Annotated in this window: 16 protein-coding genes; 10 read left to right on the top strand and 6 right to left on the bottom strand. The window is 72.5% G+C overall.

Annotated elements, in window-relative coordinates; genetic code table 11:
* Positions 1–17 precede the first annotated feature (17 nt).
* Together AB0H12_RS14535 and AB0H12_RS14530 are read left to right on the top strand one after the other, a co-directional pair.
* The gene (locus AB0H12_RS14535; protein ID WP_499623381.1) at positions 18–1,949 is read left to right on the top strand and encodes an Hsp70 family protein; all 1,932 of its coding nucleotides are present in this window, start codon (positions 18–20) and stop codon (positions 1,947–1,949) included.
* A gap of 51 nt (positions 1,950–2,000) precedes the next feature.
* Positions 2,001–3,218, top strand: a complete 1,218-nt coding sequence (locus tag AB0H12_RS14530) for an MFS transporter (protein WP_499623380.1) — start codon at positions 2,001–2,003, stop codon at positions 3,216–3,218.
* Here the strand turns inward: AB0H12_RS14530 and AB0H12_RS14525 are convergent, their stop codons facing one another.
* Positions 3,219–3,344: a hypothetical protein gene (locus AB0H12_RS14525; RefSeq protein WP_499623379.1), complete on the bottom strand. Its 126-nt coding sequence runs from the start codon at positions 3,342–3,344 to the stop codon at positions 3,219–3,221.
* A 9-nt stretch (positions 3,345–3,353) separates the two neighbouring features.
* Positions 3,354–4,193, bottom strand: coding sequence for a LysR family transcriptional regulator (locus tag AB0H12_RS14520; RefSeq protein WP_499623378.1), 840 nt, complete (start codon positions 4,191–4,193; stop codon positions 3,354–3,356).
* A gap of 71 nt (positions 4,194–4,264) precedes the next feature.
* Between AB0H12_RS14520 and AB0H12_RS14515 the strand changes: the two genes are divergently transcribed.
* The 6 genes from AB0H12_RS14515 to AB0H12_RS14490 all read left to right on the top strand — a co-directional run bounded on the left by AB0H12_RS14515 (position 4,265) and on the right by AB0H12_RS14490 (position 8,511).
* The gene (locus AB0H12_RS14515) at positions 4,265–4,726 is read left to right on the top strand and encodes a cupin domain-containing protein (protein WP_499623377.1); all 462 of its coding nucleotides are present in this window, start codon (positions 4,265–4,267) and stop codon (positions 4,724–4,726) included.
* A 24-nt stretch (positions 4,727–4,750) separates the two neighbouring features.
* Complete coding sequence (locus AB0H12_RS14510; protein ID WP_499623376.1) at positions 4,751–5,605, top strand: helix-turn-helix transcriptional regulator; 855 nt, start codon at positions 4,751–4,753, stop codon at positions 5,603–5,605.
* A gap of 81 nt (positions 5,606–5,686) precedes the next feature.
* Positions 5,687–6,448 carry a glucose 1-dehydrogenase gene (locus AB0H12_RS14505; protein WP_499623375.1) on the top strand — a complete coding sequence of 254 codons (762 nt, stop codon included), beginning with the start codon at positions 5,687–5,689 and terminating at the stop codon, positions 6,446–6,448.
* Between the two features lie 61 nt (positions 6,449–6,509).
* On the top strand, positions 6,510–6,704 hold the full coding sequence (locus tag AB0H12_RS14500) for a DUF3046 domain-containing protein (RefSeq protein ID WP_499623374.1): 195 nt from the start codon (positions 6,510–6,512) through the stop codon (positions 6,702–6,704).
* A gap of 172 nt (positions 6,705–6,876) precedes the next feature.
* Positions 6,877–7,920 carry a recombinase RecA gene (recA, locus tag AB0H12_RS14495; protein WP_230566699.1) on the top strand — a complete coding sequence of 348 codons (1,044 nt, stop codon included), beginning with the start codon at positions 6,877–6,879 and terminating at the stop codon, positions 7,918–7,920.
* 36 nt (positions 7,921–7,956) lie between these two features.
* Complete coding sequence (locus AB0H12_RS14490; protein ID WP_499623543.1) at positions 7,957–8,511, top strand: regulatory protein RecX; 555 nt, start codon at positions 7,957–7,959, stop codon at positions 8,509–8,511.
* Between the two features lie 37 nt (positions 8,512–8,548).
* On the opposite strand, the gene AB0H12_RS14485 is transcribed toward AB0H12_RS14490, so the two are convergent.
* The gene (locus tag AB0H12_RS14485) at positions 8,549–9,037 is read right to left on the bottom strand and encodes a hypothetical protein (protein ID WP_499623373.1); all 489 of its coding nucleotides are present in this window, start codon (positions 9,035–9,037) and stop codon (positions 8,549–8,551) included.
* A gap of 19 nt (positions 9,038–9,056) precedes the next feature.
* Positions 9,057–9,746 carry a YqeB family protein gene (locus tag AB0H12_RS14480; protein WP_499623372.1) on the bottom strand — a complete coding sequence of 230 codons (690 nt, stop codon included), beginning with the start codon at positions 9,744–9,746 and terminating at the stop codon, positions 9,057–9,059.
* A 54-nt stretch (positions 9,747–9,800) separates the two neighbouring features.
* Between AB0H12_RS14480 and AB0H12_RS14475 the strand changes: the two genes are divergently transcribed.
* Positions 9,801–10,442 (top strand): HAD family hydrolase, encoded by a 642-nt coding sequence (locus AB0H12_RS14475; protein WP_499623371.1) that lies wholly within the window; start codon positions 9,801–9,803, stop codon positions 10,440–10,442.
* A gap of 56 nt (positions 10,443–10,498) precedes the next feature.
* Here AB0H12_RS14475 and eda read toward each other — a convergent pair whose 3' ends face one another.
* Both eda and edd read right to left on the bottom strand, forming a co-directional pair.
* Positions 10,499–11,137, bottom strand: coding sequence for a bifunctional 4-hydroxy-2-oxoglutarate aldolase/2-dehydro-3-deoxy-phosphogluconate aldolase (eda, locus tag AB0H12_RS14470; protein WP_230566695.1), 639 nt, complete (start codon positions 11,135–11,137; stop codon positions 10,499–10,501).
* On the bottom strand, positions 11,134–12,999 hold the full coding sequence (gene edd / locus AB0H12_RS14465; protein WP_499623370.1) for a phosphogluconate dehydratase: 1,866 nt from the start codon (positions 12,997–12,999) through the stop codon (positions 11,134–11,136). Before edd ends, eda begins: the two co-directional genes overlap by 4 nt.
* A gap of 225 nt (positions 13,000–13,224) precedes the next feature.
* On the opposite strand from edd, the gene AB0H12_RS14460 reads away from it, so the two are divergent.
* Complete coding sequence (locus tag AB0H12_RS14460; protein ID WP_499623369.1) at positions 13,225–13,521, top strand: Rv0250c family protein; 297 nt, start codon at positions 13,225–13,227, stop codon at positions 13,519–13,521.
* The last annotated feature ends 42 nt before the right edge of the window (positions 13,522–13,563 follow it).

Genomic DNA, 13,563 nt, shown 5'->3' with positions numbered 1-13,563 from the left:
ACTGAGGAGTTCCGATCGTGCGCGTTCTGTCCGTCGACCTGGGCACTTCCAACACCGTCGCGGTGCTCGCGGCGCACGGACGGCCGCCGAGGGTCGTGGAGGTGGACGGCTCGGCCACCATGCCGTCGGCCGTCTACTGCGAAGAGGACGGCACGCTGGTCGTCGGCCGTGACGCCGAGCGCCGCGCCCGCCTCGACCCCGCCCGCTTCGAGCCCAACCCCAAGCGCCGGGTGGACGACGGCGTGCTGCTGCTGGGCGACAACGTGGTGCCGGTCACCGACGCGCTGGCCGCCGTGCTGCGCCGCGTGCTCGACGAGACCACCCGCCAGCTGGGCGGCGAGGCGCTGGACGAGGTCCGCCTCACCCACCCCGCGCAGTGGGGCCCGACGCGCCGCAACGTGCTGCTGTCCGCGGCCCGCCTCGCGGGCGTGACCGGCGAGATCGTGCTGGTGCCCGAGCCGGTCGCCGCCGCCTCCCACTACGCCTCGTTGGCCGTCGGCCAGGCGCTCGCGGTGTACGACCTCGGCGCGGGCACGTTCGACGTGGCCATCGTCGGCGCCACCCAGAGCGGCTTCACCGTGCTCGCCGAGGACGGCTTGCCGGACCTGGGCGGCCTCGACGTCGACCAGGCCCTGCTCGAGCACGTCGGCCGGCAGGTCTCGCACCGCGACCCGGCGGCCTGGCAGCGGCTGCTGCGCCCGGAGTCGACGGCCGACCGCCGGGCCCGACGCACGTTGCAGGAGGACGTGCGCGCGGCCAAGGAGTCGCTGTCGCGGCACGCGCACACCGAGGTGCCGATGCCGGAGCCGTTCGAGGACGTGCTGGTCAACCGGTCCGACCTGGAAGCGCTGGTCCGGCCGAGCATGATGCGCAGCGTGGAGCTGCTGGAGTCCACCATCCGCTCCACCGGCATGGCGCCCAACCAGCTCGCGGGCATCTACCTGGTCGGCGGCGCGAGCCGGATCCCGCTGGTGGCGACCATGATCGCCGAGCAGGTGCGGATCGTGCCGACGAGCCTGGACCAGCCCGAGACCTCGGTCGCCCTCGGCGCGCACCACGTGCCCAAGAACGGCGTCACGCCGCGGTCCCAGGAGCCGACCAGGCCGACGGAGCCCGACACGGTCGTCACCAAGCCGGTGACCCCGCCGTCCGGCGCGTACCAGCAGTCGAACCCGGCGGTCAGCGGCGCGCACCAGGTGAACCCGAGCGCGAGCGGCGCGTACCAGGTCAACCCCAGCGCGAGCGGCGCGTACCAGGTCAACCCCAGTGCCAGCGGCGCCTACCAGGTGAACCCCGGTGCCAGCGGCGCGTACCAGGTCTACCCGCAGACCGGGCCGCAGCAGTTCAACTTCCCGACCGTCGCACCCCGCGCGCAGAGCAAGCCGGAGCGGAAGAAGCCCAACCGGACCGTGCTGATCTCGGCGGGCGCGGCCGTGGTGCTCGTGCTGGCCGTGGTCGGCGGGATCTTCGCGCTCAACGGGTCGGGCGTGCCCAGCGCGCAGGAGTGCAAGAACGACACCCAGCAGGACGACAAGGGCTTCACCGAGTGCCTGCGCCTGCTCGCGGGCACGATCCCGGACACCAGCACGTGCAAGGCGGGCGGCACGCCCGGCGTGGGCGGCGTCGACGGCATCAAGGGCACCGCGGTCAGCTGCGCGGTGAAGGACGACTACTCGGTGCAGTACGTGCTCACCGAGACGGTCATCGGCGCGCAGCACGGCGCGGAGGCCGTCGTGCGGTCGCTCAAGACCGACATGGTCGAGGCGCAGTGGGCGGGCAACGGCCTCACCGGCAAGTACCGGGCCGCCGCGGACGGCGGGCTGGGGCTGCTCGTGTTCACCGCGGACGACCTGCCGCTGCTCGGCATCGTGACCAAGAGCGGCGGCGAGGAGCTGACCGCCGACCAGGTCGCGGACTTCTTCGAGGCCGCGGTCCAACCCGGCACCTGAGACCCGGACGGTGGCTGGTAGGGCTCGTTCCGCCCTGGCACCCTCAAGATCATGACTGTGGTCGACGCCGTGCAGCGCAGGGTCCTGCGGGTGCTGGCGGTGACCCAGGTCCTCGGTGCGGCGGGCGTCGCCATCGGCATGGCGGTCGGCACGCTCATCGCGGCCGTGCTCGCGGACTCCGACGCGGTCGGCGGGATGGCGCAGACCGCCGCGGTGCTCGGCGCGGCGGTGTTCGCGCTGCCCGCGGCCCGGGTGGCGGCCCGGAGCGGACGTCGTCCGGCGCTGGTCCTGGGCTACGGCGCGGGCGCCGTGGGCGCGGCGGTGGCGGCGTGCGCGGTCGTGCTCGGCTCGTGGCAGGTGCTGCTGGTCGCGCTCGTGCTGTTCGGCGCGGCGGCCGGCGCGAACCTCGCCGCCCGGTACGTGGGCGCGGACCTGGCCCACCCGCACCGCCGAGCGCGCTCGGTGGCACTGGTGGTGTGGGCGGCGACGGTGGGCGCGGTGGTCGGGCCGAACCTGGCCGACCCGGCGGGGCAGGTGGCCGTGCGGCTGGGGTTGCCGGTGGGCGCCGGGCCGTACCTGCTGTCGGCGGTGCTGTTCGGCCTGGCCGCGCTCGTCGTCCTGCGGTTCCTGCGGCCGGATCCGCTCACGGTGGCGAAAGCGGCCGTCGCGCCCGCGGCCGGCGCCAAGCGGTCGACGGCGGTGTGGCGGTCGCTGCCCTCCGCCGGGAAGCTCGCGCTGGGCGGTCTGACGCTGTGCCACACCGCGATGGTCGGCCTGATGTCGATGACCCCCGTGCACATGGAGCACGGGGGCTCGTCGTTGCGCGTCGTGGGTGTGGTGGTCAGCCTGCACGTCGCCGCGATGTACGCGGCCGGCCCGCTGTTCGGGTGGATGGCCGACCGGCTCGGCCTGGTGCAGGTGCTGGCGATCGGCGCGGCGCTCGTGGTCGCCGCGTCCGGCATCGCGGGCATGGCCCCGTCGCACGACGCGCCGCAGCTCGCCGCGGGGATGGCGCTGCTGGCGTTCGGCTGGTCGGCGGGCGTGGTGGCGGGATCGGCGCTGCTCACCGAGTCGGTCGAGGTGGTGGACCGGCCGGCCGCGCAGGGCCTGTCGGACCTGTGCATGAACGTCGGCGGCGCGCTCGGCGGCGTCGTGGCGGGCGTCGTGGTGACCGCGTGGTCCTACGCCGCGCTGGGCCTGGTCGTCGGGTTCACCGCGCTGCCGCTGCTGATGACCTGCCTGTTCGCGTCGTCGCAGCGGGTGCGGTGATCAGCGCTTGCGGTTGTGCCACAGTGCGCGCAGGCCGACCACGATCGCCGCGACGAGACCGGCGATCACCGCGATCGTGGCGATCGGCGACGACATGCCCGTGGGGTCTTCCTGCAACAACAGCACCCGTCGAGGTTAGCGCGCCGCCGCCGCGAACTCGCGCACGCGGACCGTTTCGCCCGCCGTGCGCCAGACCATGCCCCAGGCCAGGCGAGGCGCGCCCACCAGCGGCAGGAACGCGATCTTCGGGCGGGCGAAGTAGCCGACCGCGTGCGCGCCCAGCGGGCAGACGCCCTCGCCGTCGGCGATCGCGGTGAGCAGTTCCTGGAACGTCGTGACGTCCCGACCGCGCTTGATCGGCACGCCCTTCGGCGTCGTGTCGCGCCAGTAGGCGGCGCGGAAGACCGTGTCGCGGGCGAGGTCTTCCAGGGTCACGGCCTCCTGCCGCGTGAACGGGTGGGTGTCGGACACGGCGAGCACCAAGGGCTCTTCGTGCACGACCGGACCGGACGTCAGGTCCGGCTCGCCGACCGGGAACAACGTCACCAGCACGTCCACCTCGTCGGCCCTGAGCAGCGAGAACGGGTCGGTGAACGGCGCCTCCCGCACGCGCACCCGGCTCTCGGGGTGGCGGGCGCGGAACGTGTCGAGGACGTCGGACACGAGATCGGCGAGGGCCGGCGCCTCGAACCCGACGCGCAGCAGGGACGTGCCGCGTGCGGCCTCCGCAGCGCGCGCTATGCCGTCCACGATCTGCCGATAGGCCGGCGCCAGGTCGTCACGCAGCCGGCGGCCGATGGGCGTGAGCGCGACCCGTCGGCTGGTCCGCTCGAACAACGGCGCGCCGATGCGGCGTTCCAGCTGCTTGACGGACTGGCTGACCCGCGCCTGGGAGACGCGCAGCCGCTCGGCGGTGCGGCTGAAGTGCAGTTCCTCCGCCAGCGCCAGGAAAACCTCCAGGTCACGTCGTTCCATAACCGTCAGGTTATCGTTCCATTCGATCGTCGTCGTTGTTCGGGGCCTGTCCCGCGACGATTCTCGAACTCATGGAAAACACCCTGCTCGTCCGTGCCGACCAGGCCGAGAAGCTCGACGCCGACCCCGCCGCCGTGGTCACCCTCCTCGCCGATCTGGACGGCCTGACCAGCAACCGGTCCACCTTCCGCGACGGCGCCGACGGCGCGCCGCCGCACTTCCACACCCGCGCCTCGGAGCTGTTCTTCGTGCTCGACGGCGCGCTCCAGGTGCTGCTGGACCAGGACGTGGTGACCCTGGAGCGCGGCGACTTCCTCGTCGTGCCGCCACGCGTGCCGCACGCGTTCGGCGCGCTCAAGGGCGCCGACGCGGACGTCCTGTACGTCTTCACGCCCGGCATGGGTCGGTTCGACTACTACCGCCTGCTCGACCGCGTGCAGCGCGGCGAGGCGAGCCCGCAGGAGATCCGCGACTCGCAGGACCGGTTCGACAACCACTACGTCGACAGCCCGGCCTGGACGGCGGCGCGCTGACCGGGCTCGTTGTTACCGTGGCGCATGACCAGCGAATCCCCTGCGGTCCGACCGCGTCGACGCGAGCAGCTCCGCGACTTCCTGCGGACCTGTCGGGCGCGGCTCACGCCGGCGGACGTCGGCGTGGTGGCGGTGGGCAGGCGTCGGACGCCGGGACTGCGGCGCGAGGAGGTCGCCGCGCTGGCCGGGGTCGGCGTGTCCTGGTACACGTGGCTGGAGCAGGGCCGCGACATCACCGTCTCGTCGGAGGTGCTCGACGCGGTCAGCCGGGCGCTGCGCCTGACTGACCTCGAACGCGCGCACCTGTACCTGCTGGCCGGGCTCAACCCGCCGCGGGTCGGTGGCGGGCGGGGTGACGAGGTCAGCCCGGAGCTGCGGCGCCTGCTCGACGCGTGGCTGCCGCGGCCCGCGATCCTCCGGGACCGGTACTGGAACCTGCTGGCGATCAACGACGCGACCCGGACGGTGTTCGGCTACGACGACACCGACCACAACTGCCTGGTCACGTTCTTCACCAATGCCCGCTACCGCGACATGCACGTCCACTGGGCGTCGGTCGCGCCGGTCGTCGTCGCCGCCTTCCGCGCCGACGCGGCGCACGCGCCCGGTGACCCGGAGTTCGACCGGGTGGTCGCCGAGCTCGGCGCCGTGAGCGCCGAGTTCGCCGAGCTGTGGGCACGCCACGAGGTGGGCGCGCAGGTGCAGGCGGTGAAGGCGATCCGCCACCCGGAGGCCGGTGACCTGGTCTTCGACGTGACGACCCTGGCGGTGGCCGACGGCTCGGACCGGTACCTGGAGCTGTGCAACCCGCGGCCAGGCACCGGAACCGAGGAGCAACTCGGACGCCTGGCGCACGCGGGGGCGGCCGTCCCGGTCTGATCGGCGCGCGAGGGTGGTGGTGGCACTCCCGGGTTGAGCGCGCACTGCCTGCCTTCGACACCGGTCGGCACGCTGGACCCCATGACGCACAGCACTTCCCGGTTCAAGGACAAGATCGCGCTCATCACCGGCGGCACGAGCGGCATGGGGCTGGCCGCCGCGCGGAGGTTGCTCGCCGAGGGCGCGCGGGTGGTCGTCACCGGGCGCGACCAGGCCCGGCTGGACGCCGCGGTCGAAGAGCTGGCCGGCGGCGACGGCGTCCTCGCGGTGCGCGGCGACGTGGCGAGCCTCAGCGACCTCGACGTGCTGACGGCCGCGATCCGGGACCGGCACGGGCGGCTGGACGTGGTCTTCGCGAACGCGGGCGTCGCGTCGTTCCAGCCGAACGGCGACGTCGCCGAGGCGGAGTTCGACCGCCTCGTGGACATCAACTTCAAAGGCGTGTTCTTCACCATCCAGAAGACCCTCCCGCTGCTGTCCGACCACGCCGCGATCGTGATCAACGCGTCGTGGACGCTGCACCGAGGTCTGCCCGGCGCGTCCCTCTACGCGGCGACCAAAGCGGCCGTGCACAACCTGGCGCACACCCTGGCGGCCGAACTGGCGCCCAGGGGAGTGCGGGTGAACTCGGTCAGCCCCGGCTACATCGAGACCCCGATGTTCCACGACAACGTCTCCGCCGAGGCGGGAGCCGCCGTCGTCGCCGCGGTGGCCGCCGGTCGGATCGGCACCGCCGACGACGTCGCCGCCGCGGTCGCGTTCCTCGCCTCCGGTGAGGCGTCCTACGTCAACGGGCAGGACCTGGTCGTCGACGGTGGCCTGGTCGCCGCCGCTCTGCGCTGACCGGTTCCACTCGACGACGTCGGCGGTTCGGTCCGGGTGGCCGCGCGTTAGGCTGGACCCGATGCGCATCACGATGTTCCGCAAGCTGATGGCCAGGGAGTTCGGCCAGGTCAGGGCGGAGATGGTGGCCCAGGACCACGTGCTGTCCGCTCTCGGCGGTCGGACTCCCGACCAGGCGTTGGAGGCGGGTCTGTCGGCCAAGGAGATCTGGCTGGCCGTCTGCGACGCCTTCGACGTGCCGGAACAGCGACGGTGACCCGGCGTGTCGACCAAGTGGTCGAACACCTGTTCGGCTACACTCCCCGACACGACCGGGTGACAGCACCCCGCGGGTGACCTGGTCCCCACCGGAAAATGTCGGACCTCACCCGTAACGTCGGCCCCGACATCGCACCGCGAACCCAAGACACTCCGAGGTGGACTTCCAGATGGCACCCCAGGCACCCGACCGGGACAAGGCCCTCGAGCTGGCCCTGGCCCAGATCGACAAGCAGTACGGCAAGGGCTCGGTCATGCGGCTCGGCGACGAGGTCCGCGCCCCGCTCCAGGTGATCCCCACCGGTGCGATCGCGCTCGACGTCGCGCTCGGCATCGGCGGCCTGCCCCGCGGCCGCGTGGTCGAGATCTACGGCCCCGAGTCCTCGGGTAAGACGACGGTGGCGCTGCACGCCGTGGCCAACGCCCAGCGCGCCGGCGGCATCGCGGCGTTCATCGACGCCGAGCACGCGCTCGACCCGGAGTACGCGAAGAAGCTGGGCGTCGACACCGACGCGCTGCTGGTCTCCCAGCCCGACACGGGCGAGCAGGCGCTGGAGATCGCGGACATGCTGGTCCGCTCCGGCGCGCTCGACATCCTGGTCATCGACTCGGTGGCGGCCCTGGTGCCCCGCGCCGAGATCGAGGGCGAGATGGGCGACAACCACGTGGGTCTGCAGGCCCGGTTGATGAGCCAGGCGCTGCGCAAGATCACCGGCGCGCTCAGCAACTCCAACACCACCGCGATCTTCATCAACCAGCTGCGCGAGAAGATCGGCGTGATGTTCGGCTCGCCCGAGACCACGACCGGTGGCAAGGCGCTGAAGTTCTACGCGTCGGTGCGGCTGGACGTGCGGCGCATCGAGACCCTGAAGGACGGCGGCGAGCCGGTCGGCAACCGCACCAGGGTCAAGATCGTGAAGAACAAGGTGGCCCCGCCGTTCAAGCAGGCCGAGTTCGACATCCTCTACGGCCAGGGCATCAGCCGTGAGGGCTCGCTCATCGACATGGGCGTCGACCAGGGCATCCTGCGCAAGTCCGGCGCCTGGTACACCTACGAGGGCGACCAGCTGGGCCAGGGCAAGGAGAACGCGCGGAAGTTCCTGCGCGACAACCCGGACGTGGCGAACGAGATCGAGAAGCGGATCAAGGACAAGCTGGGCATCGGTGCCACCCTCGACGCCGAGGAGCCCGCTGCGGCGCCGGTCGAGTTCTAAGCCGGCGTGGCGGGACGAGGTGGCCGTGGTCGCGGGCTGTCCCGCGACCCTTCGGCCGACGACACCGAGCCGCGCCCGGTCGACCCGGCGAAGGAGCAGCGCAAGGCGACGGACATCTGCTACGCGCTGCTCACCGCCCGGGCCCGGACCCGCGTCGAGCTGAAGGACGCCCTGCTGCGCAAGGGCATCAGCGAGCAGACGGCCGAGCTGGTGCTGGCCAAGTTCGACCGGGCGGGCCTGATCGACGACGCCGCGTTCGCCGAGGTCTGGGTCCGCTCGCGGCACGCGCACCAGGGCCTGGCCCGCCGTGCCCTGGCCGTGGAACTGCGGCGCAAGGGTGTGGCGGACGAGGTGGCGGCCGAGGCCGTCGCCGCGGTGGACGACGAGGCCGAGGAAGACCGGGCGCGCGACCTGGTGCGCAAGAAGCTGCGCACCATGGCGGGCCTGGACGACACCACCAAGATCCGCCGCCTGGTCGCCGCCCTGGCCCGCAAGGGCTACGCGGAAGGCATGGCCTACCGCGTGGTCCGCGAGGAACTGCGCCGGGCGGGCGAGGACACCACGACGTTGGACGACCTGGCTCAGGACTGAAGGGCGGACCGCCGCCGGGACCGGGTGCGGCGACCGGTCACCGCGGGCCGAGGCCGGGCTTGAGGGCGAACAGGTTGTCGGTCGGGTCGACCACCGCGTCGAAGCGGGCGCCCACCCGGTGGTCCGGCCGGTGCCGGCCGCGGTAGGTCGCGTCGAACGGCGGCACGTCGTCACCGCTGATGCGCAGGCTCAGCACCGAGGTGTCGGGCCCTTCCTCTTGGTGGACCACCTCCATCCCGACGACCTCTGCGGTCGCGGGCCGACCGGCTTGCCGCAGCCGCGCGGTGTCCGCCTCGGCCCGGTTCGCCGTCGCCCACATGTCGCCGCCGAGGGCCGCCACGACCACCATCGCGATGACCACGCCGACCAGCGCCCACCACGGCCAGTCGAGGTCTTCGAGGTACCACACCGCGAGTGGGATCAGAGCGCACAGCCAGCACAACACCGCGCTGCTCCTGAGCCACAACCGCCCACCCGCGCCGTCGGTCTCCGCCTGCCCGGCGTTCCCGCCCCCGCCGTTGATCACCCCGTGAGCGTATGCGCGCTCACGGCAGCGTTCGGGTGAGACGCCAGTACTGGCGCTTCTTCTCCTCGCGCACGACGACGCCGAGCCGGCTCAGCTCCTCCCGCAGCTCGGCCGCGTCCTCCTTGTCCTCTTTGCGCAACGCCTCGGCCCGCACCTTCAGCAACGCGTTCGCGCCGGGCGGCAGGTCCGGCGTGCCGTCGACCCACCGCCGGTAGTCCTCCCGGTACGGGTCGCCGTCCAACCACTGGTAGCCGTGCGTCTGGAACGCCTCGGCCAGCGCCTCCGGCTTCAGGTCGTGGCCCTCCCGGGCCAACTCGCCGGTGTCCACGCCGAGCAGCACGAGCTTCTTGCCGTCCAGGAACACCCCGGACACCAGCGTCCGGTCGAAGCTGCGGTGCCTGCCGCCCCTGAGCAACTCGACGCCCTCGTTGAACACCTCGACCACCAGCCGCTCGTGCGCCGCGATCCCGGCCACCACCAGCCCGAGCACCGCGCCGACCGCCACCGAGCCGATCGTCGCCCACGGCTCCGGCACGGACGCCACCAACCGGAACGGACCCTGCATCGGGGCCCACGACAGGTCGGCCACCCACCCGGCGATCGACTTCAGGCCCCACACCACGAGCGCGCCCAGCACCGGGAACCCGACTGACACGAGCGCCACCTGCCCGCGCGGCTCGGCGACCACGGTGGTTCGTCGCGCGTCCATCCCCCACTACCTCCCCAGAAGTGAGCACTCAACCTATCGTCGTAACCTCTTCGAGTGAGGATCAGGGCCGACCACGTCGTTTGGGACTGGAACGGCACCTTGTTCGCCGACAACGACGCCGTGCTCGCCGCCGTCAACCGGGTCTGCGCCGACTTCGGCCACGCGGCCATCACGCTGGAGCACTGGCGCGAGGTGTTCAGCCGCCCGGTCAAGGCCTGCTACGAGCGGGTGTTCGGCCGTTCGCTGACGGCGGCGGACTGGGCTCGCATCGACACCGTCTACCACGCCGAGTACCGCGCGTTGGTGGACCGCTGCGGGCTGGCCGCCGGCGTGCCCGACCACCTGCGGGCGCTGCGCCACAGCCAGTCGCTGCTGTCGATGTGGTTCCACGACGAGCTGGTGCCGCTGGTCGCCCGCTTCGGCCTCGGCGAGCTGTTCAGCCGGGTCGACGGCCTCAAGTCTGCGGGCGACGGCGGCTCGAAGGCCGAGCACCTCGCCGAGCACTTGGCGGCCCTGCGGCTGTCCCCGCGCGATGTCGTGCTCATCGGCGACGTGGCCGACGACGCCGAAGCCGCCCGGCACGTCGGCGCGCAGGTCGTCCTGGTCGCCACCGGCACCAGCTCGCGCAAGGTGCTCGAGCGCACCGGCGCACCGGTCGCCGACTCGATCCCCGAAGCGCTCACCCACCTGACCTGACGAAGGGCGCCTCCCCGTCACGGGAAGACGCCCTCCGCCGAGATCAGAGCACGGGATCAGAGCGCCGACGCGGCCCTCGCCAGCTCTTCGATCCGCGCCCAGTCGCCGGACACCAGCGCGTCCTTGGGCGCGAGCCACGAGCCGCCGACGCACCCGACGTTCGGCAGCGCCAGGTAGTTCGGCGCGGTCGCCGGCGTGATGCCGCCGGTCGGGCAGAACCGCAGGCCGGGCAGCGGACCACCGATGGACTTCAGGTAGTCCACCCCGCCCGCGGCCTCGGCCGGGAAGAACTTCAGCGACGTCAGCCCGCGCTCGGCCAGCCGCATCGCCTCCGACACGGTCGCCGCGCCCGGCAGGAACGGCAACCCGGTGTCCTCGGCCGCGTCCAGCACCCGGTCGGTCGACCCCGGCGTGACGAGGAACGCCGCACCGGCCTTGGCCGCCTGCTCGGCGTGCTCCGGGGCGGTCACCGTGCCGGCGCCGATCACGATGCCCGGCACCTCCGCCGCCACCCGCTCGATCGCGGCCAGCGCCGCCGGCGTGCGCAGCGTCAGCTCGATCACGCGCACACCGCCGCGCAGCAACGCCTCCGCCAGCGGCACGGCGTGCTCGGCGTCGTCCACGACGACGACCGGGATGACGGGGGACAGCGCCAGCAGGTCCGCCGCCGTCGCGTGAGCCGGGGCGTTGGTCACCGGGACACCTCCTGGTTGAGCTGGCCTTCGAAGTGCGAGGCCGCGATGGGTCCGAACACGCTCGCGCCCCGGTCGGCGGGCCCGATCGCCCGGCGCAGCGCGGCGAACAGCTCCCGGCCCGTGCCGGTCCACGCCTGCGCGTCCGGCGGGAAGTCCACCAGATCGCGCGCGGCCAGCTCCGCCGGGTCCACGAACGCCTCCAGCGTGCCGGTCTCGGCGTCCAGCCGCAGCACGTCCCCGTCGCGCACGCGCGCCAGCGGACCGCCCACGGCCGCCTCCGGGGTGACCTGGATGGCCGCCGGGATCTTGCCCGACGCTCCGGACATCCGGCCGTCGGTGACCAGCGCGACCTTGAATCCCCGGTCCATCAGCACGCCCAGCGCGGGCGTCAGCTTGTGCAGCTCGGGCATCCCGTTGGCCTGCGGACCCTGCTGCCGCACCACCACGACCACGTCCCGCTCCAGCTCACCGGCCTGGAACGCGGCGCTGAACGCCTCCTGCGAGGTGAACACCCTGGCGGGCGCCTCCACGACCCGGTCCTCCGGCTTGACCGCCGACACCTTGATCACCGCACGGCCGAGGTTGCCCGACAGCATGCGCAGGCCGCCGTCGGCCGCGAAGGGCTCCGAAGCGGGCCGCAGCACGTCGGTGTCGAGCGAGTGCGGAGGGCCCGGCCGCCACTGCAGCACGCCCTCGACCAGCACCGGCTCCTGCCGGTAGCGGTCGAGCCCGGCGCCGGCCACGGTCTTCACGTCGGCGTGCAGCAGGCCCGCGTCCAGCAGCGTCGAGACGAGGAACGACACGCCGCCCGCGGCCTGGAAGTGGTTGATGTCCGCCGACCCGTTCGGGTAGACGCGGGCCAGCAGCGGCACCACCGAGGACAGCTCGGAGAAGTCGTCCCAGCTCAGCTCGATGCCGGCGGCCGACGCGATGGCGACCAGGTGCATGGTGTGGTTGGTCGACCCACCGGTGGCCAGCAGCGCGATCACGCCGTTGACCACGGACTTCACGTCCACCACGTGCCCGATCGGGGTGTAGTCCTCGCCCCGGCTGATCTCCACCGCGCGCCGCGCGGCCTCCTCGGTCAACGCCTTGCGCAGCTTGGTGCCCGGCGGCACGAAGCTCGCGCCGGGCAGGTGCAGGCCCATGACCTCGACCACGAGCTGGTTGGAGTTCGCCGTGCCGTAGAACGTGCAGGTCCCAGGGCTGTGGTAGGACTGCGCCTCGGCTTCGAGCAGGTCCTCGCGGGACGCCTTGTTCTCCGCGAACAGCTGCCGCACGCGGGCCTTCTCCGAGTTCGGCAGGCCGGAGCTCATGGGGCCGGCGGGCACCAGGATCGCGGGCAGGTGCCCGAACGACAGCGCGCCGATCAGCAGGCCGGGCGTGATCTTGTCGCACACGCCGAGCAGCAGCGCCGAGTCGAACATCTCGTGCGACAGGGCGATGCCGGTGGCCATCGCGATGACCTCGCGGCTGAACAGCGAGAGCTCCATGCCCGCGCGGCCCTGGGTGATGCCGTCGCACATGGCGGGCACGCCGCCGGCGAACTGCGCCACGCCGCCGACGGCCCGCGCCGCGTCCTTGATCCACGCGGGGTACTCGTGCATCGGCTGGTGGGCGGACAGCATGTCGTTGTACGCGGACACGATCGCCACGTTCGGGCGACGCAATGCCCGGAGGAGGTCTTTGTCACCGCCCGTGATCCCGGCGAAGCCGTGGGCCAGGTTGCTGCACGCCATGTCGCGGCGGGCGGGGCCCTCTTGCTGTGCTTGGGCGATCCGTTCCAGGTAGGCGGCCCGGCCGGCGGCGCTGCGGGCGGCGATTCGAGCCGTCACTTCGGCGACGACGGGATGCACGCTCATGGTTCGCTGTCTCCGGTGGTGATCACGGGCCGTGATGGGCCCGGTGGGACGGCAGCTCTGGCGTCGCACGGACGGACGTGACAGCAAGCACACTATGTCACGACACATGATCGTGACAAAAACGATTCAGATCCTGAGACGCGACTCGGGCACTTGTGGTTCTTGTCACAGCGGCTTCCACTTGGCAGAGTCGGCACACGGACCGACCCGAGGGAGGTGCTGACCATGACGTCCTCCGAGATCGTGGAGCTGCGCCGGGCGCTTGGCCAACTGCGCCACTGCGTCGGCGGCCTGCGCGCGCGGTACGGCGACGTGGCCGCGGTGCAGAGGCTGGCCAACGACGTCGAACGCATGGACATCGACGCGACCGAGCTAGCGGACCTGGACAGCACGCCGCGACCGCGTGAAGCGCCTCGGGTCGAGAGGGAGGTCGTCGTCGTGCCGGACACGCCGTACGACCCGAAGCTGTGGCACGACGCCGACGACGAAGGACTCGGCGGCTACCGCAGTCACCGAACCTGAGCTGAGGAGAGGACCGGCCCCCGCGTGCGAACGCGGGGGCCG

It is taken from the genome of Actinosynnema sp. NPDC023794 (genome assembly GCF_040639675.1).
GTDB classification, from domain to species: domain Bacteria; phylum Actinomycetota; class Actinomycetes; order Mycobacteriales; family Pseudonocardiaceae; genus Actinosynnema; species Actinosynnema luteola.
The sequence above is the reverse complement of the archived record's forward strand: the minus strand, read 5'-3'. Positions and strand labels throughout refer to the sequence as shown.